The organism is Ralstonia sp. SA306, from assembly GCF_054792405.1.
In genome coordinates this window covers 1,201,028-1,221,925 of sequence record NZ_CP096451.1, presented here as the reverse complement: position 1 = coordinate 1,221,925, position 20,898 = coordinate 1,201,028, and the positions used below count along the sequence as shown (strand labels likewise).

20 protein-coding genes are annotated in these 20,898 nt (G+C 63.1%); 5 read left to right on the top strand and 15 right to left on the bottom strand.

All coding sequences use genetic code 11. The annotated features are described in order from the left end of the window. Positions 1-24: 24 nt before the first annotated feature. The 3 genes from folP to M1D44_RS05900 all read right to left on the bottom strand — a co-directional run bounded on the left by folP (position 25) and on the right by M1D44_RS05900 (position 3,717). Positions 25-888, bottom strand: a complete 864-nt coding sequence (folP, locus tag M1D44_RS05910) for a dihydropteroate synthase (RefSeq protein WP_316853957.1) — start codon at positions 886-888, stop codon at positions 25-27. Positions 889-1,035: 147 nt separating this feature from the next. Continuing rightward, complete coding sequence (ftsH, locus tag M1D44_RS05905) at positions 1,036-2,922, bottom strand: ATP-dependent zinc metalloprotease FtsH (protein ID WP_024975435.1); 1,887 nt, start codon at positions 2,920-2,922, stop codon at positions 1,036-1,038. A 129-nt stretch (positions 2,923-3,051) separates the two neighbouring features. Continuing rightward, positions 3,052-3,717 carry an RlmE family RNA methyltransferase gene (locus M1D44_RS05900; protein ID WP_024975434.1) on the bottom strand — a complete coding sequence of 222 codons (666 nt, stop codon included), beginning with the start codon at positions 3,715-3,717 and terminating at the stop codon, positions 3,052-3,054. Positions 3,718-3,825: 108 nt separating this feature from the next. Between M1D44_RS05900 and M1D44_RS05895 the strand changes: the two genes are divergently transcribed. Further along, complete coding sequence (locus M1D44_RS05895; protein ID WP_024975433.1) at positions 3,826-4,326, top strand: YhbY family RNA-binding protein; 501 nt, start codon at positions 3,826-3,828, stop codon at positions 4,324-4,326. 57 nt (positions 4,327-4,383) lie between these two features. On the opposite strand, the gene M1D44_RS05890 is transcribed toward M1D44_RS05895, so the two are convergent. The 8 genes from M1D44_RS05890 to gloB form a co-directional block, all read right to left on the bottom strand. After that, positions 4,384-4,851 (bottom strand): DUF4149 domain-containing protein, encoded by a 468-nt coding sequence (locus M1D44_RS05890; protein ID WP_112184474.1) that lies wholly within the window; start codon positions 4,849-4,851, stop codon positions 4,384-4,386. Between the two features lie 19 nt (positions 4,852-4,870). Next, positions 4,871-5,347 carry a transcription elongation factor GreA gene (gene greA, locus M1D44_RS05885; RefSeq protein ID WP_024975432.1) on the bottom strand — a complete coding sequence of 159 codons (477 nt, stop codon included), beginning with the start codon at positions 5,345-5,347 and terminating at the stop codon, positions 4,871-4,873. A 199-nt stretch (positions 5,348-5,546) separates the two neighbouring features. Next, complete coding sequence (carB, locus tag M1D44_RS05880) at positions 5,547-8,792, bottom strand: carbamoyl-phosphate synthase large subunit (protein ID WP_024975431.1); 3,246 nt, start codon at positions 8,790-8,792, stop codon at positions 5,547-5,549. A 16-nt stretch (positions 8,793-8,808) separates the two neighbouring features. Continuing rightward, the gene (gene leuE, locus M1D44_RS05875) at positions 8,809-9,483 is read right to left on the bottom strand and encodes a leucine efflux protein LeuE (RefSeq protein WP_024975430.1); all 675 of its coding nucleotides are present in this window, start codon (positions 9,481-9,483) and stop codon (positions 8,809-8,811) included. 21 nt (positions 9,484-9,504) lie between these two features. Next, entirely contained in the window at positions 9,505-10,641 is a 1,137-nt protein-coding gene (gene carA, locus M1D44_RS05870; protein ID WP_024975429.1) for a glutamine-hydrolyzing carbamoyl-phosphate synthase small subunit, read from the bottom strand. A 346-nt stretch (positions 10,642-10,987) separates the two neighbouring features. Then, entirely contained in the window at positions 10,988-12,889 is a 1,902-nt protein-coding gene (gene prpE / locus M1D44_RS05865) for a propionate--CoA ligase (protein WP_316853830.1), read from the bottom strand. Between the two features lie 145 nt (positions 12,890-13,034). Beyond that, entirely contained in the window at positions 13,035-14,585 is a 1,551-nt protein-coding gene (locus tag M1D44_RS05860; RefSeq protein ID WP_024975427.1) for a transglycosylase SLT domain-containing protein, read from the bottom strand. Between the two features lie 138 nt (positions 14,586-14,723). Continuing rightward, the gene (gloB, locus tag M1D44_RS05855; RefSeq protein WP_024975426.1) at positions 14,724-15,563 is read right to left on the bottom strand and encodes a hydroxyacylglutathione hydrolase; all 840 of its coding nucleotides are present in this window, start codon (positions 15,561-15,563) and stop codon (positions 14,724-14,726) included. Here gloB and M1D44_RS05850 point away from each other — a divergent pair. Together M1D44_RS05850 and rnhA are read left to right on the top strand one after the other, a co-directional pair. Beyond that, positions 15,562-16,467, top strand: coding sequence for a class I SAM-dependent methyltransferase (locus M1D44_RS05850; protein WP_200869022.1), 906 nt, complete (start codon positions 15,562-15,564; stop codon positions 16,465-16,467). The two genes, gloB and M1D44_RS05850, sit on opposite strands and share 2 nt — an antisense overlap. A gap of 40 nt (positions 16,468-16,507) precedes the next feature. After that, complete coding sequence (gene rnhA / locus M1D44_RS05845; protein ID WP_024975424.1) at positions 16,508-16,954, top strand: ribonuclease HI; 447 nt, start codon at positions 16,508-16,510, stop codon at positions 16,952-16,954. Between the two features lie 17 nt (positions 16,955-16,971). Here rnhA and M1D44_RS05840 read toward each other — a convergent pair whose 3' ends face one another. The 4 genes from M1D44_RS05840 to M1D44_RS05825 all read right to left on the bottom strand — a co-directional run bounded on the left by M1D44_RS05840 (position 16,972) and on the right by M1D44_RS05825 (position 19,512). Beyond that, a complete protein-coding gene (locus M1D44_RS05840) occupies positions 16,972-17,481 on the bottom strand; it encodes a hypothetical protein (RefSeq protein WP_316853829.1) in 510 nt (169 codons plus the stop codon). Positions 17,482-17,515: 34 nt separating this feature from the next. Further along, positions 17,516-17,968 (bottom strand): lysozyme, encoded by a 453-nt coding sequence (locus tag M1D44_RS05835; protein WP_012762196.1) that lies wholly within the window; start codon positions 17,966-17,968, stop codon positions 17,516-17,518. Further along, complete coding sequence (locus tag M1D44_RS05830) at positions 17,958-18,734, bottom strand: DUF2589 domain-containing protein (protein WP_439004566.1); 777 nt, start codon at positions 18,732-18,734, stop codon at positions 17,958-17,960. The genes M1D44_RS05835 and M1D44_RS05830 overlap by 11 nt, the downstream gene beginning before the upstream one ends. Positions 18,735-18,843: 109 nt before the next feature. Then, complete coding sequence (locus tag M1D44_RS05825; RefSeq protein WP_232040347.1) at positions 18,844-19,512, bottom strand: DUF2589 domain-containing protein; 669 nt, start codon at positions 19,510-19,512, stop codon at positions 18,844-18,846. Between the two features lie 248 nt (positions 19,513-19,760). Here M1D44_RS05825 and M1D44_RS05820 point away from each other — a divergent pair, with 248 nt between their 5' ends. Together M1D44_RS05820 and M1D44_RS05815 are read left to right on the top strand one after the other, a co-directional pair. Further along, complete coding sequence (locus tag M1D44_RS05820) at positions 19,761-20,420, top strand: response regulator transcription factor (protein WP_024975420.1); 660 nt, start codon at positions 19,761-19,763, stop codon at positions 20,418-20,420. Positions 20,421-20,597: 177 nt separating this feature from the next. Next, positions 20,598-20,876 (top strand): DUF1488 family protein, encoded by a 279-nt coding sequence (locus M1D44_RS05815; RefSeq protein ID WP_024975419.1) that lies wholly within the window; start codon positions 20,598-20,600, stop codon positions 20,874-20,876. Positions 20,877-20,898: the final 22 nt, after the last annotated feature.

Sequence of the window (20,898 nt, the reverse complement as noted above, 5' to 3'; positions counted from 1 at the left end):
CAGCCGCGCGAGGCTGGGCGGCTGTCAGGCCAGTGGCGGATTTACGCGTTCATGACGCATGGCCCACCAGAGCTGAATCGATTCCACCGTTGGTTGTACGTCGTGCACACGCACGATGAACGCGCCCCGCTCTGCGGCCAGCAGCGCCGCCGCCACGCTGGCGGTCACGCGCTCGGCCGGCGGTTTGCCGCCCAGCACAGCGCCAAGCGTCGATTTGCGCGATAAACCGACGAACAGCGGCAAACCGATCCGATTGAACTCCCCCAAGCGATTGAGCATGGTGAGATTGTGATCCGGCGTTTTGCCAAAACCAAATCCCGGATCGAGCGAAATACGCTCGGCCGCCACGCCAGCAGCCATGAGCGCCTCCGTTTGCGAACACAGGAAGGCCTCAACCTCGCCCATCAGGTCCGCATAGCTGGGCGCTTCCTGCATCGTTTCGGGATCACGCTGCATGTGCATGACGCACAGGCCCCCGTTGCCCTTGGCCACTGCCTCAATCGCGCCAGGCCGGCGAAAGCCCCAGATGTCGTTGATCAGATCGGCACCTGCATCCAGCGTGGCTCGCATCACCTCGGGCTTGTAAGTATCGATGGACAACGGCTTGCCACATTCGCGCAGCGCCTCGACGATGGGCATCACGCGGTCCAGCTCGGCCTGCAGGCTCAGCGGCTCGGCACCCGGACGGCTCGATTCGCCACCGATGTCGATCATGTCCACGCCTTCGGCGATCAGTTTCTCTGCATGGCGCAAAGCTGCATCGCGCGTGGCGTGCTGCCCGCCATCGGAGAACGAATCGGGCGTGACATTGAGAATGCCCATGACCAGCGGACGCCGATCGCGTGCATAACGGAAACGTCCGCACTGGAAGTGCGTTGTGGTGGGAATGGAAGCGGACAAGATAGATTGATGGAAATGCTGCGCAGGACCGGAATGCTACGCCAGGCACGCCAGAAAGCGCCAACAAAAAAAAGCCGGTGCGCTTGCACCGGCTCTTCTACGTCGCTGCCAGAGCGACAAATCAACACGTCATCATCAGGCCGTGGCAGGCACGTTGCCCGGAGTTACACCAGCCGGCGTGCCACCACCCGGCGGGGTGCTGCCACCACCGGTCGAGCCGTAGCGCGGCGGGCGCGGCGGCTTGCCGTCCATGATGTCGTTGACCTGATCAGCGTCGATGGTTTCCCACTCGAGCAGCGCGGCGGTCATGGCTTCAACTTTCTCGCGATTCGCTTCCAGCAGCCCCTTGGCCAGGGCGTACTGTTCGTCCACGATACGGCGAATTTCCGAATCCACCTTCTGCTGCGTCGCCTCGGACACCGTCTTCGACGCCATGCGGCCGAAGAAGCCATCCTGTTCCGTATCGACGTAGACCATGGTGCCAAGCGCGTCGCTCATACCATAGCGCGTCACCATATCGCGGGCCATCTTGGTGGCACGCTCAAAGTCGTTCGAAGCGCCGGTGCTCATCGCACCCAGGAACACCTCTTCTGCAGCACGGCCACCGAACAGAATCGCGACCTCTTCGAGCATCGTATCTTTGTAGGCGTAGTGCTTGTCGTGCTCCGGCAGTTGCCACGTCAGACCGCCAGCCCAGCCGCGCGGCATGATCGTCACCTTGTGCACCGGATCAGCCTTCGGCAGCAGCTTGGCCACCACTGCATGGCCCGACTCGTGGTACGCCGTAGCGCGACGCTCCTCTTCGCGGATCACGGCCGACTTGCGCTCCGGACCCATGTAGATCTTGTCCTTCGCATCTTCGAAGTCCTGCATGTCAACCACGCGCTTGTTACGGCGCGCAGCAAACAGCGCAGCTTCGTTAACCAGGTTGGCCAGATCAGCGCCAGAAAAGCCCGGCGTGCCGCGTGCCAGCACTGATGCATCAACGTCGTTGCCAATCGGCACCTTTCGCATGTGCACCTTGAGAATCTGCTCGCGGCCGCGGATGTCGGGCAGCCCCACGTAGACCTGGCGGTCGAAACGACCCGGACGCAATAGCGCCTTGTCGAGCACGTCGGCACGGTTGGTCGCCGCGATCACGATGACGCCCGAGTTGGCCTCGAAGCCGTCCATCTCGACCAGCATCTGGTTCAGGGTCTGCTCGCGCTCGTCGTTGCCGCCGCCCATGCCGGCGCCACGATGACGGCCGACCGCATCGATTTCATCGATGAACACGATGCAGGGTGCCTGCTTTTTGGCGTTTTCGAACATGTCGCGCACGCGAGCTGCGCCCACGCCGACGAACATTTCAACGAAGTCCGAACCGGAGATGCTGAAGAACGGCACCTTGGCTTCGCCGGCAATGGCGCGAGCCAGCAGCGTCTTACCGGTACCCGGAGGGCCCACCAGCAGTACGCCACGCGGGATGCGCCCGCCCAACTTTTGGAATTTCTGCGGGTCTTTCAGGAAGTCGACCAGCTCGACGACTTCCTCCTTCGACTCGTCACAGCCTGCCACGTCAGCAAACGTGACGCTGTTGTTGTTCTCATCGATCAGTCGCGCCCGCGACTTGCCGAACGAGAAGGCGCCGCCTTTTCCGCCGCCCTGCATCTGCCGCATCATGTAGAACCAGAACACGATGATCAGCAACGTCGGGCCGAGGTAATAAAGCGCGGTGAGAAGCACACCTTGCTCTTCTTCCGCCTTGCCGGTCACCTGCACGCCGTACTTCATCAGGTCGCCCACCATCCAGATGTCGCCCGGCGAGATGATGGAATACTTGTTGCCCTCGTTGGGCGTGACCAACAACGTACGGCCCTGGACCTCGACACGCTTGACTTTGCCGGCCTTCGCGTCGTCCATGAATTGCGAGTACGTCACACCCTCTTGGGTGCGCGGCTTGTCGAACTGCTTGAAGACGGTGAACAGCACCAAGGCAATCACCAGCCAGATGGCCGCCTTCTGAAACCAGTTGTTATTCAAGGCGAGACTCCTTTAGAAATGCCTTGACGGGATGCTTGGCATTGTAATGCACGGACACCGCCGCGGGTTGATTGCCCGCAAGACCGGGCCCACCGTGCCAACCGGGGGCCCCTTCCTGAGTATCGTCCGTCAGCCGGGATGCTTGAGTTGGCGGCCCAACAAGAATGTTTCGGACGATTTGTCGCGGGAGGCTTTAGGCTTGCGCGGCGCCACGATCTTGAAATGGCGCTTGAACATCTCGACGATCTGACTATAGCCGCTGCCGTGAAAACATTTGATCAGCAGCGCGCCCTCAGGTTTCAGGTGCGCCATAGCAAATTCCACAGCCAGCTCGGCGATGTGCTCCATGCGCGCGGCGTCTGCCGACGCCACACCTGAGAGATTGGGGGCCATATCGGACAAAACAAGGTCCACTTTGCCCCCGCCAGTGGCTTCCAGCACGATTTCCTCCAGTTGCCGGAAAACTTCATCCTCGCGGAAGTCGCCTTGGATGAAGGTGACGTCGGCGATGGCTTCCATCGGCAGGATGTCGATCGCGACGATTGCCCCATCGATACGGCCGTCCTTGGCGCGCGGTGAGGCGGCCAGCTTGTTGCGCACGTACTGACTCCAACTGCCCGGCGCGGCGCCCAGGTCAACGATGACCTGGCCCGGCTTGATCAGCTTGTCTTGCTCGTCGATCTCTTTGAGCTTGTAGGCGGCACGTGCGCGATAGCCTTCGCGCTGCGCCAGCTTTACGTACGGATCGTTGATATGGTCGTGCAGCCACGACTGGTTGAACTTGTTCTTTGCCATCGAATTGGTTGCAATTTCGCCCGAATGTAGCGCCAAACATGGCAGCCAGGACTGGTTTTGGCGGATAATACGCGCCGTTTGTCTCTTTGCGCGATCCCGCCCTTATTTATGCCCGCCCTTATCCTCACCCCTGCCCAACGATCGGAACTGCGCTCCGAAGCGCACGCGTTGAACCCGGTCGTCATCATCGGTGCGGAGGGCCTGACCAAGCCCGTTCTGGCCGAAATCGACCGCTCGCTGGCGGCCCACGGGCTGATCAAGATTCGCGTCTTCGGCGATGACCGCGAAGCACGCATCGAACTCTACGACACCATCTGCGCCCGCCTGCAGGCCGCCCCGGTACAGCACATCGGCAAGCTGCTGGTGATCTGGCGCGAAGGCCCGGCGTACCTGAAGGAAAACCAGCCGCGCGACCTCAAGCCGCCGCGCAAGACTACCGTGGGCGCCGGTCCGCGCTCGGTCACCGTGCGCAAGCCGAACCCGAACAGCGCACGCCGCCCGAAGCCCGTCCGCCTGAGCGTGCTCGGCAACGAGCGCGTCACGGCCGGTGGCAACGTCAAGCGCGCCAAGCCGCGTCAAACCAGCCAGAAAAAGAAGGCGCTGTCCTGATCCAATTCGGGGCTGCACACAAAACGACCGGCTTTTCAGCCGGTCTTTTTTTGGCCTTCAGGCGGCTTGCCGAACATCGGCTGCCTTCCAGATCAGCGCCAACCCCAACAGGCTCTGCAGCAGATAGAACACGCTCGATACACCATGCAGCATGCCGAACTGTGCTCGGTAAGGCGAATCTCCCACCGCCATGCCGAGCGCATCGGCCTGTTCGCGAAGTGAAGCCATGAACGGCTGGAGGCCGAAATAGCCCACCAGCACGCACAGCAGCATCGCCAGCACAAGCCAGCGCAGCCGGCGATACGCGGCCTGACCGCGACGCACCAGCGCCGTGGCAGCGAGCAAAAGCAGACACCCTGTCGCCAGGCCGATCCACGCCTCCGCATGAAACAACCGGCCGGCAATCGAGCCGGCCAACTGGCGATCGTCAAGCATCGCAAACAGCGTCGGAGCGACGATGTAACCGATGGTCCAGAGCGAACCGCACCATACCGTGGCAAGCAACTGGAAGAAGCGCTGCGGCATGGCGTTGCCTCGGATCGGGTTAGAGGTACTTGACGGCCAGGACTTCGTACTCGCGTTCGCCGCCCGGGGCAACCACGGTGGCGACGTCGCCTTCGAACTTGCCGATCAACGCACGGGCGATCGGCGAGCTGATCGAGATCTTGCCGGTTTCCAGATCGGCTTCGTCATCGCCGACGATCTGGTACGTGACGGGCTTGCCCGAATCCAAATCTTCCAGGTCAATGGTTGCGCCAAAAACGATGCGACCGTCGGCATCCAGCGAAGCCGGATCGATGATCTGCGCGGCGGACAGCTTGCCTTCGATTTCCTGGATACGGCCTTCGATGAAGCCCTGGCGCTCCTTGGCGGCATCATAGTCGGCGTTTTCGGACAGATCGCCCTGGGCACGCGCCTCGGCGATAGCGTTGACGACGGCCGGACGCTCCTTGGTCTTCAGACGTTGGAGTTCGTCTTTCAGCATCTCGGCACCGCGCTTGGTAATCGGAATGGTGCTCATCGTAAGTATTTCGGAATCACAAAAAAATCAGCCGCTGCGAAGCGGGAGGGCGCGTAGCGCACACCCGCCTGACGGCGGCTGTCGTTGTTTTGACACGGACGCTCTAGTTTAGGCGAACCGTCCGGAGGCGGCAACTGCCCCCTCTCCGTGCGGTCGCCGCGACGCTATGCCGCGTCGCGGGCCCTGACGATGGGCTTACTTACAGGGTCGCGTGCAGGCCCTGCAGGTCATACACATCGAGGTGCTGCATGTGCTTCAGACCTTCCACCGCGGCACGAGCACCGGCAATGGTCGTGTAGTAGGTCACACGCTGAGCCAATGCTGCCTGGCGGATGGAACGCGAGTCAGCAATCGCGGCGCGCGTCTCGTCGACGGTCGTGAAGACGAGTGCGATCTCGCTGTTCTTGATCATGTCGACAATGTGCGGACGGCCGTCCTTCACCTTGTTCACCACGCGCACCGGAATGCCGGCGGCCTCAATGGCCGAGGCCGTACCGCGCGTTGCCACGATCGGGTAGCCCAGCGTATGCAGCGCACGGGCCACTTCCACGGCTTGCGGCTTGTCGCTGTCCTTGACCGTCATCAGCACGGTGCCCTTCTCGGGCAGGCGCGAACCGGCGGCCAACTGACTCTTGAAGAGCGCCTCGCCAAAGGTCTTGCCAACGCCCATCACTTCGCCGGTGGAGCGCATTTCCGGTCCAAGCACCGGGTCGACCCCCGGGAACTTGTTGAACGGGAACACAGCCTCCTTGACGCTGTAGTACGCCGGCACGACTTCCTTCTCGATGCCTTGCGAATCCAGCGACTGACCTGCCATGCAGCGAGCCGCAACCTTGGCCAACGAGACACCGGTCGCCTTCGAAACATACGGCACCGTACGCGAAGCGCGCGGGTTCACTTCCAGCACGTAGACGATGTCCTCGCCGTCCCTCTGCTGGATCGCGAACTGCACGTTCATCAGACCAACCACGTTCAGCGCCTTGGCCATCGCAGCAGTCTGGCGCTTGAGTTCATCAACGGTGGCTTGCGACAGCGAATACGGCGGCAGAGAGCAAGCAGAGTCGCCCGAGTGCACGCCGGCCTGCTCGATGTGCTCCATCACGCCGCCGATGAACACGCGCTTGCCGTCAGACAGACAATCCACGTCGCATTCGATGGCGTCGTTCAGGAAGCGATCGAGCAGCACGGGGCTGTCGTTCGATACCTTCACAGCCTCGCGCATGTAGCGCTCCAGGTCGCGCGGCTCATGCACGATTTCCATCGCGCGACCGCCCAGCACGTACGACGGACGCACCACCAGCGGGTAGCCGATTTCTTCGGCCAGCTTCAGTGCTTCGTCTTCCGCACGTGCGGTGCGGTTGGGCGGCTGACGCAGACCCAGCTCGTGCAGCAGCTTCTGGAAGCGCTCACGGTCTTCGGCAGCATCGATCATGTCCGGGGACGTGCCGATGATGGGCACGCCATTGGCTTCCAGATCCAGCGCGAGCTTCAGCGGCGTCTGTCCGCCGTATTGCACGATCACGCCGACCGGCTTCTCCTTGTCGACGATCTCGAGCACGTCTTCCAGCGTGACCGGCTCGAAGTACAGGCGGTCGGAGGTGTCGTAATCGGTCGAGACGGTTTCCGGATTGCAGTTGACCATGATGGTCTCGTACCCGTCTTCGCGCAGCGCCAGCGCAGCGTGCACGCAGCAGTAGTCGAACTCGATGCCTTGGCCGATCCGGTTCGGGCCACCGCCCAGAACCATGATCTTCTTGTTGCTGGTCGGCTCGGCTTCGCACTCGCCGTGCTCGGCCTCATAGGTCGAGTACAGATACGCGGTGTTGGTGGCGAATTCGGCAGCGCAGGTGTCCACGCGCTTGTAGACCGGACGGACCTTCTCGGCGATACGCTTCTCACGCACGGCCTTGGAAGTCGTCTTCATCAGCTTGGCAAGGCGGCGGTCGGAGAAGCCCTTCTGCTTGAGCAGACGCAGCTCGGCAGCCGACAGGCTATCCAGCGTGCGGGCCTTGACCAGCGCTTCGGTCTTGACGATGTCTTCGATCTGCGCGAGGAACCACGGGTCAACGGCGGTCTCGGAGTAGACCTCGTCGATCGACAGGCCCAGGCGGAATGCATCGCCCAGGTACCAGATGCGGTCCGGACCGGCTTCGCCGATCTCTTCGATGATCTCGTCGCGGTCGGTGGACTTTTCGTCCAGGCCATCCACGCCGACTTCCAGGCCGCGCAGCGCCTTCTGGAACGATTCCTGGAAGGTACGGCCCATGGCCATCACCTCGCCCACGGACTTCATCTGCGTGGTCAGGTGGCTGTCGGCCTGCGGGAATTTCTCGAACGCGAAACGCGGCACCTTGGTGACCACGTAGTCGATCGACGGCTCGAACGACGCCGGGGTCGCGCCACCGGTGATCTCGTTCTTCAGCTCGTCCAGCGTGTAACCCACGGCCAGCTTGGCAGCAACCTTGGCGATCGGGAAACCGGTCGCCTTCGACGCCAGCGCCGACGAACGCGACACACGCGGGTTCATCTCGATCACGATCATCCGGCCGTCCTGCGGATTGATCGAGAACTGCACGTTCGAGCCGCCGGTATCCACGCCGATCTCGCGCAGCACGGCCAGCGAGGCGTTACGCAGGATCTGGTATTCCTTATCCGTCAGCGTCTGTGCCGGGGCCACGGTGATGGAGTCACCGGTGTGGATGCCCATCGGGTCCAGGTTTTCGATCGAGCAGACGATGATGCAGTTGTCGGCCTTGTCGCGCACGACTTCCATCTCGTATTCCTTCCAGCCGAGCAGCGACTCTTCGATCAGCAGCTCGTTGGTCGGCGAGAGGTCGAGACCGCGCTTGCAGATCTCTTCGAACTCTTCGCGGTTGTAGGCGATGCCGCCGCCCGTGCCGCCCAGCGTGAACGACGGACGGATCACGATCGGGTAGCCGCTCGTGCCGGTTTCCTTGGCGATTTGCGACTGCACGGCCACGGCTTCGTCCATCGAATGCGCAATGCCCGACTTGGCCGAGCCCAGGCCGATCTTGGTCATCGCGTCTTTGAACTTCTGACGGTCTTCGGCCTTGTCGATCGCCTCGGGCGATGCGCCGATCAGCTCGACGTTGTACTTCTTCAGCACGCCATGGCGATGCAGGTCCAGCGCGCAGTTCAGCGCGGTCTGGCCGCCCATGGTCGGCAGGATCGCATCCGGACGCTCCTTGGCAATGATGCGCTCGACCACTTCCCAGGTGATCGGCTCGATGTAGGTCACATCGGCCGTGTTCGGGTCGGTCATGATCGTGGCCGGGTTGCTGTTGACCAGGACCACCTTGAAGCCTTCTTCACGGAGCGCCTTGCAAGCCTGCGCGCCGGAGTAATCGAATTCACACGCCTGGCCGATGATGATCGGACCCGCGCCGATGATCAGGATGGTTTTGATATCTGTACGTTTTGGCATAACCCGCTCGATTCGATTAATTCAGTGTGGCCGTCGCCAGCTTGGCGGAAAAGCCGATAAACATGGCGCCGACGCCGCTGCTCATACCCGCAGACAAACGTCGTCGCGCGCGGAACGCCGCGGCCAGCCGCGCGCCCACGAAGATGATGGTGGTCAGGTACAGGAAGCTGCAGATCTGGCAGACCAGCCCAAGCACGACGAACGACACCACCGGCAGCGCGTAATGCGGATCGACGAACTGGATGAAGAACGAGATGAAGAACAAGATCGCCTTCGGGTTCAGCAGGCTGATGACCAGCGCTTTCTTGAACGGATGCGATTCGTCGGCCGGAGCCGCGCTTTGTTCGACAGACCCGCCGGCCTTGCGCGCGCGCCAATTGCGCACCGCGCCACGCAGCATCTGCAGGCCGATCCACGCCAGATACGCCGCACCGACGTACTTCACGACGTAGAACAGCGCCGGACTCGCCTTCAACAGCGAAGCCACGCCTGCTGCCGACAACACCATCAGGATGGCATCGCCCAGAAACACGCCACACGCGCCCTGGTAGCCCGCGCGCACACCGCGGCGGGCCGCCACCGACAGCACGTACATCGAGTTCGGCCCCGGCAGCAGCACGATGAAGATCGTGCCGAGCAGGAAGGTCCAGAACTCGGTGATGCCGAAGTGGGCGAGCATGAAAGCGTTCATGGCGATGCGATCTCGTTTGCTTTACTGCTTGGCTGCGTCCATCGCCGCGGTGAAGCGGTCAAACAGATACGCGATGTCGTGCGGACCGGGCGACGCTTCCGGGTGACCTTGGAAGCAGAACGCCGGACGGTCGGTCAGCTCGAAGCCCTGCAGCGTGCCGTCGAACAGCGAAACGTGCGTCACGCGCGCGTTGGCTGGCAGCGACTCCGGGTCCACTGCAAAGCCGTGGTTCTGCGAGGTGATGACCACGCGGCCATCCTGCAGATCCTTGACGGGGTGATTGGCGCCGTGGTGGCCGGTCTTCATCTTGAGCGTCTTGGCGCCCACGGCCAGACCCATGATCTGGTGACCCAGACAGATGCCGAAAGTCGGGAGGCGACGCTCCAGGAACTCCTTGGCGGCAGCGATAGCGTAGTCGCACGGCTCCGGATCGCCCGGGCCGTTGGAGAGGAACACGCCGTCCGGGTTATGCGCCAGCACGTCGGCCGCGCTGGTTTGCGCAGGCACCACCGTCACGCGGCAGCCGCGCTCGGCCAGCATGCGCAGGATGTTGAACTTGACACCGAAGTCATACGCGACCACGTGATACTTCGGGGCTTCCTGCTTGCCGTAGCCGCTGCCCAGCGCCCATTCGGTCTGGGTCCACTCGTACGGCTCGGTCACGGACACGACCTTCGCCAGATCCATGCCCGACAGGCCCGGGAACGAACGCGCGAGGTCGATGGCCTTCTGCACGTTGTCTTCGCCGGCGAGAATGCAACCATTCTGGGCGCCCTTCTCGCGCAGGATCCGGGTCAACTTGCGGGTATCGATTCCGGCAATGGCGACGACCTTCTCACCCTTGAGGTAATGCGAGAGCGAGTGCTCCTTGCGGAAGTTGGATGCGAGGATCGGCAGATCCTTGATGATGAGGCCGGCGGCATGGACTTTCGTAGCTTCGACGTCCTCACGGTTCACGCCAACGTTACCGATATGCGGATACGTGAGCGTGACGATCTGGCGCGAGTAGCTCGGATCGGTAAGGATTTCCTGATAGCCGGTGATGGCGGTGTTGAACACCACTTCGCCGATCGTATGACCGGCCGCACCGATGGAATAGCCACGAAAGACCGTGCCGTCTGCAAGCGCGAGGATGGCGGGCGGGAAAGACGGCAACACGGGTAGCTCCTGCTGGATTCACCCTGTGCCGACCTGATCACCTTGGCGCCGAAGCGGAATTCCGGCTGGGCGGAATCCGGGCCGTTTGCGCGCCGAGAATCGGAAACTGGGCAGAACTCACCAGAAATCACCGAGAAACGAGGCAGACGGGGCGGTAGGCGGGAGGTAGGAAGCGGTTGGCGCTAGGGTGATGGGTTTCTGAACTCAAACCCAACAAGTATACCCGGGCGCCGCAAAAAACTCAATGAAAGGAAGGACTTAACGTCGAGTGCCGCCCGAATTGTGACCTCCCGCCATGCCCTTACACCCAGCTCCACACTGGCGAGAACGTCACGTTCGGAGTGCCCTACTCACCTCGCATGGCAGCCTGCACCTGAGCCAGTGCCGTGGGGTCTTCGATGGTGGTCAGATCGCCGGGGTCCCGCCCTTCCGCTACGGCCTGCATCGCGCGGCGCAGCAGTTTTCCGGAGCGCGTTTTCGGCAGCGCCCCGACAAAGAACACGCGCGAGGGCCGTGCCACCGCACCGAGTTGCACCTCGACCGTACGCATCAACTCGCCCTCCAGAGCCAAGCGCCCTGCCGGCTCGGCAATGCGCGAAGCATCGCGCACGATGGCAAACCCCATCGCCACCTGCCCTTTGAGTTGATCGGCCACGCCCACCACCGCCACTTCGGCGATAGCGGGATGCGACGAGAGGCTCTCTTCGATCTCGCGTGTGCCAAGGCGGTGGCCCGCCACGTTGATGACATCGTCGGTGCGGCCCAGGATGGTCACGTAGCCCTCCTCGTCACGCACGCCCCAGTCGAAGCTCGAATAGATGTGCCGCCCAGGAAAGGCGGACCAGTAGGTCTGCAGGAAACGGGCATCGTCGCCCCAGACGGTGGTCATGCAGCCCGGCGGCAGCGGCGCGGCGACGGCGAGAAGCCCTTTCTCGCCCGGTGCGCATGGCTCTCCGGTCGCCTCATCCAAGATGTCGAGCTTGTAGCCGTAGACCGGGAAGCCCGGCGAGCCGAGCTTTTGCTCGGAAGGCTCGACCCCTTGCGGAATGGCCAACATCGGCCAGCCGGTCTCGGTCTGCCAGTAGTTGTCGACGATGGGCTTGTGCAACGCCTCGCCGATCCAGCTGGCGGTGGGCTCGTCCAGCGGCTCGCCAGCAAGGAACAGGCGCCGCAGACTCGACAGATCATGTCGCTGCAGTAGCGCCGGATCCTGCTTCTTGAGCACGCGAATGGCAGTGGGCGCGGTGAACATCACATTCACGCGGTATTGCTCGACGATGCGCCACCAGACCGCGCCGTCGGGGCGGATTGGCGTGCCTTCGTACATGACCGTCGTCAGGCCCGCGAGCAGCGGCGCATAAACGATGTAGCTGTGCCCCACCACCCAGCCGACATCCGATGCTGTAAACATCGTGTCGCCGGGCTGCGTACCAAAAATGAGCGGCATCGACGCCGCCAGCGCCACCGCATAGCCGCCGGTGTCGCGCTGGACGCCTTTCGGCTTGCCAGTCGTACCCGAGGTGTAGAGGATGTACGAGGGCTCGCTCGACTCCATCCATTCGCACGGCACATCGGCATTCGCATGCTCTGCCGCGAGCGTTGCGTAATCAGCATCGCGCGGGTTGTGCCGCATGGGCGCGAGTTTGCGATCGACGAGCAACACGCGCTCAGGCTTGTGCGCGGCCAAGTCAATCGCCGCGTCAAGCAACGGTTTGTATTCGACCACCTTGCCCGCTCGCGAGCCCGCATCCGCACTGACGATCACGCGCGGCGTGGCGTCGTCGATGCGCGTGGCGAGACTGTTGGATGCGAAGCCACCGAACACCACCGAATGGATCGCGCCGATGCGCGCACAGGCCAGCATGGCAAACGCGGCTTCGGGAATCATCGGCAGGTAAATCAGCACGCGATCGCCACGTTTGACCCCCAGCGCCTGCAGGCTCGCCGCCATGCGGTTGACCTCCCGATGGAGCTGGCGATACGTGTACGTAGTCTCCAGGCCGGTTTCGGTGGAGACATACACCAGCGCCGCTTGCTCGCCACGCGTGGCGAGATGCCGGTCGACGGCGTTGTGGCAGAGGTTGGTGCGTCCGCCCACGAACCACTTGGCGAACGGCATGCGCGAATCGTCGAGGACTGCCGAATACGGCGTTTGCCACTCGATGCGCTGCGCCTGCTCGCCCCAAAAGCCAGCGGGGTCGTCAATGGAGCGCTGATACAGCGCGCGATACGCGGCGGACATGGGCATGACGTTGTCTCCTGGCCATCGTGTGCGATGGCTCAATCTTGATTGTGCTCGGATGCACCTACTTTGCGGTCGCCAACTTACGCAGGTCTTACCGCCGCCCCAAAACAAAACGGCGCCCCGCAGGACGCCGTTTCTCTCGCCAGACTCAGCGCTTCTTGCGCTTGGCCGAACTCGATGAGCTTGCCACCGGTTTAGCCTTGACCACCGGCTTGCCGGCCACCTTCGCAGTCGGCACGCGCGTGGTTGCCGCCGTGGCGCGCGATGTCGTAGCCGAGACGCGCATCACGCGCACGTGGCCGCCGCGACTGCCACCGCGCGCTTGCGGCAGCATCAGCACGACGCTGTGACCCTTGGGGATGGCGTCGCCAGGCAACTGGTTCCACGCACGAATCTGGGCAACAGACACGCCGTAGCGCCGCGACAGACCCGCAACCGTGTCGCGCTTGCCCGCGCGCACCACCACCTTTCTGAGATCCGGCATGTCGGGTTCGACCGCCATGGTGGCGTTCTCAGCCAATTCGGGGCTGATGTCGGGTGCGTTTTCCTGGGCGCCGTCGGCACGCGGTACGACCACGGTGGAGCCGGCCTTCAAGCGCATGCCCTTCGGAATGCGGTTGATCTCGCGAATGGTGTCGGGATCAACCTTCAGCCGCGCCGCCAACGCTTCCACGCGCTCACGGTTGCCGACCGTCACGGCCGTCCAGCTGGAAAGGCCACCGCGATACGTGTTCAGGTTGTACTGGAACGTTTCGGCGTTGTCGTACGGCAGCAGGATCTGGGGGTTGGACGCGCCAAGGATCACCGGCCGGTTGAACGATGGGTTGAGCGCCTTGAACTCATCCATCGGCAGGTTGGCCAGCTTGGCGGCCAGCGTCACATCAATATCGCGTGACGTTGTGACGGTGACGAAGTATGGATGGTTGGGAATCTCAGGCAGCGTGACGCCGTAGCGCTCCGGGTTGGCGATGATGTTCTTCACCGCCTGGAGTTTGGGCACGTACATGCGCGTCTCGGCGGGCATGTTCAGGTTGACGTAATCGGTCGACAGGCCGGCTGCCTGGTTGCGCGCAATCGCCCGCGCAACGGCACCTTCGCCCCAGTTGTAGGCAGCCAGCGCGAGTTGCCAGTCGCCAAACTGGTCGTGCAGCTTGGAAAGATAGTCAAGCGCAGCATCGGTCGAGGCAAGCACATCGCGGCGCTCGTCCTGGAAGACGTTCTGCTTAAGGTTGTAGGTCCTGCCGGTGCTCGGGATGAACTGCCACATTCCAGCGGCCTTGGCGCTCGATACAGCCTGCGGGTTGAACGCACTTTCCACGAAGGGCAGCAGGGCGAGCTCGGTGGGCATGTTGCGCCGCTCCAGCTCTTCGACGATGTGATACAGGTAGCGGTTGGAGCGATCCACCATACGGCGGAAGGCATCGGGGCGCTGCGCATACCAGTCGGTACGATCGTCCACTGCCGAGCTTTGCAGGTCGGGCATGGAGAAACCCTGGCGAATGCGCGCCCAGAGATCCTTGGCCGGCCCTTTCAGGGCCCCCACGGGCTGCTGATCGACATTGACGACCGGCGCAGCGGCTTGGCCGGTGCCGGTGGAGGCGCTGGTGCTGGCTGTGTCGGCGCTCGGCCCGGGGGCCGTTGCACAGGCCGCAAGGAGCAGACTGAGCACAGTTGCCGCAAGAAGTCGCACGGATCGCATCAAGTTCTATGAGGTTAGGGCTAAAAATTGCCCCAGATAGTAAGAAACGCATCCGACCGCGTCAACCCGCGTTCACCCGGCGGGGTGCCTGCTGGATACATCACATCTGGCCGCGTCATCGCCGCGCGCCGAGCATTCTCAACGGAAATCGTTCTTCCACTGGCGCAACGCGGCGAATACAGCAACCGGATCGTCGGCGTCGATTCCGGCATGGCGTGCCACGGCATGCGTCACATTGCCGTCATCCGATCGCATGAAGGGATTGGTCGCCCGCTCGTGGCCAATGGTAGTGGGTACAGTCGAGCGGCCCTCGGCCCGCAACGCCGTTACCTCATCCTCCCAGGCCGCCAAGTCGGCGTTGCCAGGTTCGACTGCACGCGCAAAGCGCACATTCGATGCAGTGTATTCATGCGCGCAGTAGACACGCGTATCGGGCGCCAGCGCCGCCAGCTTGGCCAGCGACGCGCGCATCTGCGCAGGCGTACCCTCAAAAAGCCGGCCGCAACCGGTGGCGAAGAGTGTATCGCCACAAAACAGGCTCGCCGATGCGGCATTACCCTGAAGGTGCCCCACATAGGCGACGTGACCGCTGGTATGACCCGGCACATCGATCACCCGGAATGTTGCGGCCGGCTGCGTGAGCGTAACGACATCGCCTTCACGCACGGCCTGCGTGCGTCCCGGGATCGATTCACCCGCTGGGCCGATGACCGGCAGCGGCACACCCTCGGGATTCTCCGGATACGCCGCGAGCAGTTCGCGCACCCCGCCGACGTGATCGCCATGATGATGTGTGATTACAATGGCACCGAGCGTAAGCCCGCGCTCCTTCAGGAAGCGCAGCACCGGTTGCGCGTCGCCCGGGTCGACGACAGCAGCCACACGGCCATCGTGTAGTGCCCAAATATAATTGTCGGTAAACGCAGCGATCGCCTCCACCTCAAGCGCTACACCACGCGGCACACCACCCTGGACCATGTCCGACTCCTCTAACGATCGTCGCATTATAGATTGGCACCACTGGCTCGCTTCACCGCCCGGGCAATACGTCCTGCGCTGGGAACAGGCCCAGTTCGATCGCACGGTGGCCGACATGTTCGGCTATCACGCGCTGCAGCTCGGCCACCCTGGTTTTGGGGCGCTGCGCGAAAACCGCATCCCGCTGATCGCGCGTGTGGTGGACGACATCGACCCGACGGCCCCCACTGAAACGCTCGACCCGATGGACGGCGACCCCGCCGAATCCGCCGATGCGGCCGACGGGGAGCCCGACACCAGCACACCACAGCGCCAGGCCACACCCCGCGTGATCTGCCGCTATGACGAACTGCCCTTCGCTTCGCAGAGCATCGACCTCGTCGCGCTGCCCCACGTGCTGGAGTTCACGGATGACCCGCATGAAGTGCTGCGCGAAGTGGCGCGCGTGCTGATGCCCGAGGGGCGTCTGGTCATCACCGGCTTCAACCCACTGAGCCTGTGGGGCATGCGCCAAGGCATGCGCCGCCTGGGCACGGAATCGTTCCTGCCCGCGCAAAGCCAGATGATTGCGTTCACGCGCCTGAAAGACTGGCTCAAGCTGCTCGGATTTGATATCGTGCGCGGCCGTTTCGGCTGCTACTGTCCGCCCAATCGCTCGGACAAATGGCTGCAGCGCACCGCCTTCATGGAGAAGGCCGGCGACCGCTGGTGGCCGATCTTCGGCGCGGTTTACATGCTGCAAGCTGTCAAGCGCGTGCGCACCATGCGTCTGGTCGGTCCGGCATGGAAGACGCGTAAGTCGCCGTCACTGGTGCCGGCCGGTACGCCGGTCGCGACGCCTTCGGGCTCGCATTCGACCAAGGCGCCGTCGGCCACCGCGCGTGACGGCAAATCGGGCGCCTGATCGCGCCCGTTCCACTCACTGATCACCCATCGTTTTCTCAATGCAGGAAGTCACCGTCTATTCCGATGGCGCATGCAAGGGCAACCCCGGCCTTGGCGGCTGGGGCACCGTGCTCGTCTCGGGCAGCCATGAAAAAGAACTCTTCGGCGGCGAAGCGCTGACCACCAACAACCGTATGGAGCTGATGGCAGTGATCGAGGCGTTCCGCGCGCTCAAGCGGCCATGCCGGGTGCAGGTGTACACCGATTCGCAGTACGTGCAGAAAGGCATCAGCGAATGGTTGGCCGGCTGGAAGGCGCGCGGCTGGAAGACGGCTGACAAGAAGCCGGTCAAGAACGACGACCTCTGGCGCACGCTCGACGAACTCGTCGTCGGACATGACGTGAGCTGGCATTGGGTCAAGGGCCATGCCGGCCACCCCGGCAACGAGCGCGCCGATGCGCTGGCCAACAAGGGCGTCGAGATGGCGCGCCAGGCAAGCGCCTGACGCGGCCGAACGCTCGCTCACTTGCCCGCGCAGCGCTGCGTCGGGATCTGCGGCGCATTCGCAGCGGTGGTCGTGATGTACTGCGGCTTGCCATCCTGCGCATAGATCAATCGCAACGGGCCGCGCTTGGAAAGACCATCGTCGATATCGGCCTGCAACAGGCCGGTCTGCGCCCATAAGTCACCACCGATGCTGCGCTTCTGCATCATGACGGGGCGGTTTGTGCCCGGCTCCCAGTTGGCCTGGCGCTCGGGCACGTAGCGGTTGGGCAGCGTGCCGTAGGCGTAGAGCTGATTCAACGCGTCGGCGAGGTAACGCCCAGCTTGCTCATTGAAAATCGGCAGATCCTGGTTTCCGAGTTCGCTGCGGATACGCTGCGCCTCCGCCGCGCAGCTTGGCGCGACATTGTCGGCCGCTCGGGCGTAGGACACGCCGATTGCAACGGCTGCGGCGGCAAGCCAGGTCAGCACGCGATACAGGCGGCGCGGACGGGTGGTCGGAATCACGGACATCGGTTCGGTATGCATGCGAGCTTCTCCGGTGAAATAACGTGGTTGTGAATCAGGACAGGAACAACTTGCGTTCGGCCTGACGACGCTTCGTCAGCCCCTTGAGCGGCTTGCCGCCTGCCTTGTCCCACAGCAGGAATTGGTTGGCCGCGCCGGCGTAGTCGCCGGCGTTGAGCTTGCGCAGCAGCGTTGACGAGCGCAGCCGCCCTGCTCCCAGGTTGAAGACGAAGGACGCCAGCGCGTCGAACTGACCCTGCGTGATCGACACGCGCACGGCTTTGGCAATGCCTTGTTCGGTGTCGGCAAGGTCTTTGCGCAGCAGCGCTTCCGCTTGCTGCTGCGAGATCGGACCGTTGAAGGTCTCGCCGGGGCGAATCAGGTGGCCGTAACCGATGGTCGGCTTGCCGACCGCATCCAGATACGTCGACAGACGCAGCCCTTCCGATTCCTTGATCAGCGCGAGGCCTCGCTCGCCGGTGGTGCGCGGGTTGTGCTCAGTGCTCATCGCTCTTCTCCTGGGGCGTGGTGGGGGTGTCGGGGCCATCGGAACCGCCGGCATTCGGCTGCACGGGCCTTGGCACCAGCCGATTCGTGTATTCGTCGATCAGCCGCATCACGGCTTCTGGCGGCTGCAGCGCCGTGAATTTCATCTCGATGTCGATGTGCTCGCTGTCGCGGCCCGTATCCCGTTTGGAATGCGGTGCAAGCGAGACGTAGAACCGGCCAACGCCGCCCGCGGCTGCACCGTGTAAAGGCAGGGCCTCGGCGATGTCGCTGCGCACGGTCATGTTCACCGTCATCTCATCGAGCGCGATGCCGCGCGGCATCGCCAGCGAGACCAGCGGCAGCGCAAGCCGGTGCTGACTGTCGAGCGCAAGCTCCACCTCGCGGGCGACCAGCGTGCCGCTCTCGTCGGCATCAAAAAACTGGTCGAGCAGCGCGGTGTATTGCTGCGCAAGCATCTGGTTGGCACACGCGGCGGCGTGCTGCATGCCGCGCGTGATGTCGTCGAGCGTCAGGCCATTCAAGCCCGGATGACCGTGGCTGTTGCTGCCACCACCGGTGCCGCCGCCCGGCGGCGACGAACCTGGTGGCGACGGCGGAGGCGCATCGGACCCAGTCTCGGGAAACGGCGTGGCATCGGAAGGCCCAGCAGGTTGCGCTGCCACAGGTGGCGCTGATGGCGCGCTGGCGGACGGCGCTGGTGGTGTTGCGGGCGCTGACGACGCACGGTCATCATCACGCCCGCGGCGGCTGAAGAGATTGAACATGGTGTCGGGTCGGTCGGATCGATCAGATCAATAGGCGGCGCGCGACAGGCGCGCACCGATCAGGACACCGGCCGTGGGGAGGCCGGCCGGCGTCCATCGCCGTGGCGGCTTACGGATTTGCCGGTGCCGGTGCCGGCGCGTTGCCGCCAGCGGGCACCTTTTCGCCAATCATCGTGCCGTCGGTCGGCGTGGCGGGCAGCGGCTTGACGTCGTTCTCCTTGCCCTTGACCACGACCGGCTTGGTTGCCGCGTCAGTCAAAAACTCCATCACGCGCATCAGCGCTTCCGGCGGGTTCTGACGCTTGACCTGGGTGTGGAAGGAGTACTTGGCGCGCGTGTCGGTGCTACGGGTCTGCTCCGACTTGTGCGAGGCGCGGCCCGAGACCGAAACGCTGAACGGGCCCCAGCCGAGTTTGGCCTGGAACGACCCTTCCGCCTCGGTGCTGGACGAGGATTTCTCCGACTGTGAAATCTCCAGCTCGAAATCGATCGTGCCTTCCTCGATGGCGATCACCGGATGCACGACCGCACACAGCAACGGAATGCGCATCGTCTTCTGGATCGTGCCCTGCGACACCCCCTTCTCGTCGACGATGGTTTCGTCGTAGTCAAATTGCACCGCAACGGCTTTGCCGTTCTGAATACACACCTGCAGCAGAAAATCCGCATAGGATTTTGCCGCTGAGGTTTGCGCCGCGATCATCGCCTGCAGCGGCGCAGAGATCATCTTGTCGATCGGCAGCGCATTGATAACCGACCCGATAAGTCCGTTGTCCATTTAAAACTCCTCACATTGAATTATTTGGACACACAGGTTTGTGCGCCCGAATCCAAAGTAAGAGTTTTTCCTGCGGGGTTCGATGCCGCGAAAGTGCCAGCCAAGGCCACGGAACAGCGGCCCAGTACGTATCGACAGGCCGCCCGTGACTTTCGGCACTGAACTTCTGTTTCAATGCATCCGGATCGATCCCGCCCTACAAAATAATCGGTTTCTCTGAAAATAATTAACTGAAGTACGAGGGGTCGATGAATATTCTGGTAATCGATAGCTTGCCGCTTTTTGCGGCAGGTGTGTCCAATGTATTGAATGCACTCGACGCGCAGGGTGTGTTTATCGATACACACTACGCCGTGCAAATCGGGCCGGCTTGCCGGCAAGCCGAACCCAGAGCCGTCGTGATGGAATGGAGCGCACAGGACGACGACGCACGGCAACGCCTGTCGGAGTTGAAAGCGGTGCTGCCGGAAGTGCCTGTGCTACTGACGGTGCAAGCTGTCGGCCGGCACGTGGTGGGCGACGCGCTGCGCTTCGGCGCGGCCGGCGTGGTCGACCGGCAAGCCACGGCCGACGTTCTGCTCGAAGCCCTGCAACGCATTACCTCGGGCGCAGTCTACTTGCCGCCCATCAGCAATCTCTCACCCGACGACCCGCGCCAAAGCCCGGGAGAAAGTCCGGCTGAACTCTGGCGCCGGCTCACGCCGCGGCAGCATGAGGTGCTGCAACTGCTTGCAGAGGGCAAGTCCAACAAGCAGATCTGTCGCGTGCTCAACGTGGCTGAAGGCACCATCAAGAACCATCTGTACGCGCTGTTCCGGCAGATTGGCGTCAACAATCGGACCGAGGCCGCGCTCTGGCTCTCGCGCTGCAAGGCGAGCCTCGTCCGCCTGCAGATGTGTGCGATGTAGCGCCGCGACGCGCACCTGCCCGTGGCCTCCGCTGCCTTTTCGGACGTCACGGGCCCTGAGGTTCACCGCTGGGCGAAAACACTAACCTGACTGACCACATTGCATTCACGCGACCACGCCATACACTGATTGGAAGGCGGCGCACGGTGCATCGCCGTTTTTTCATGGAGGCCGCCCATGGAAATCATCGAGTTCCACACCAGCCCGCCACGCTATTGCGCCGCGGATCTCACTCTCACCTGCACCGCAAGCGTCGACGGCATCCCGGCCTGCTATGCGGTGACGGCTGAAGCGCTCGAAGAACATTTCGGCGCCCGCTCGTGGCGGCAGGAAGATCTGCTGCAAGCCATGGAAAGCCACCGCGGCACCATTGAAGACATGGCGCGCTCGCTGTTCAAGCTGACGGACTCGCACAACATCGTGCTCCGTAGCGGCCATTTCCGCTTCGGCATGTAGACGCTCAGTGAGCAGCATGACC

Coding starts and splice junctions, on each gene's coding strand:
- M1D44_RS05835 (WP_012762196.1), bottom strand. CDS start 17,968: ATGAGCACTGAGCACAACCCGCGCACCACCGGCGAGCGAGGCCTCGCG.
- M1D44_RS05890 (WP_112184474.1), bottom strand. CDS start 4,851: ATGCCGCAGCGCTTCTTCCAGTTGCTTGCCACGGTATGGTGCGGTTCG.
- M1D44_RS05900 (WP_024975434.1), bottom strand. CDS start 3,717: ATGGCAAAGAACAAGTTCAACCAGTCGTGGCTGCACGACCATATCAAC.
- M1D44_RS05895 (WP_024975433.1), top strand. CDS start 3,826: ATGCCCGCCCTTATCCTCACCCCTGCCCAACGATCGGAACTGCGCTCC.
- leuE (WP_024975430.1), bottom strand. CDS start 9,483: ATGAACGCTTTCATGCTCGCCCACTTCGGCATCACCGAGTTCTGGACC.
- prpE (WP_316853830.1), bottom strand. CDS start 12,889: ATGCCCATGTCCGCCGCGTATCGCGCGCTGTATCAGCGCTCCATTGAC.
- M1D44_RS05860 (WP_024975427.1), bottom strand. CDS start 14,585: ATGCGATCCGTGCGACTTCTTGCGGCAACTGTGCTCAGTCTGCTCCTT.
- greA (WP_024975432.1), bottom strand. CDS start 5,347: ATGAGCACCATTCCGATTACCAAGCGCGGTGCCGAGATGCTGAAAGAC.
- M1D44_RS05825 (WP_232040347.1), bottom strand. CDS start 19,512: ATGGACAACGGACTTATCGGGTCGGTTATCAATGCGCTGCCGATCGAC.
- M1D44_RS05850 (WP_200869022.1), top strand. CDS start 15,562: ATGTCCGACTCCTCTAACGATCGTCGCATTATAGATTGGCACCACTGG.
- gloB (WP_024975426.1), bottom strand. CDS start 15,563: ATGGTCCAGGGTGGTGTGCCGCGTGGTGTAGCGCTTGAGGTGGAGGCG.
- M1D44_RS05820 (WP_024975420.1), top strand. CDS start 19,761: ATGAATATTCTGGTAATCGATAGCTTGCCGCTTTTTGCGGCAGGTGTG.
- M1D44_RS05840 (WP_316853829.1), bottom strand. CDS start 17,481: ATGCATACCGAACCGATGTCCGTGATTCCGACCACCCGTCCGCGCCGC.
- M1D44_RS05815 (WP_024975419.1), top strand. CDS start 20,598: ATGGAAATCATCGAGTTCCACACCAGCCCGCCACGCTATTGCGCCGCG.
- carB (WP_024975431.1), bottom strand. CDS start 8,792: ATGCCAAAACGTACAGATATCAAAACCATCCTGATCATCGGCGCGGGT.
- rnhA (WP_024975424.1), top strand. CDS start 16,508: ATGCAGGAAGTCACCGTCTATTCCGATGGCGCATGCAAGGGCAACCCC.
- M1D44_RS05830 (WP_439004566.1), bottom strand. CDS start 18,734: ATGTTCAATCTCTTCAGCCGCCGCGGGCGTGATGATGACCGTGCGTCG.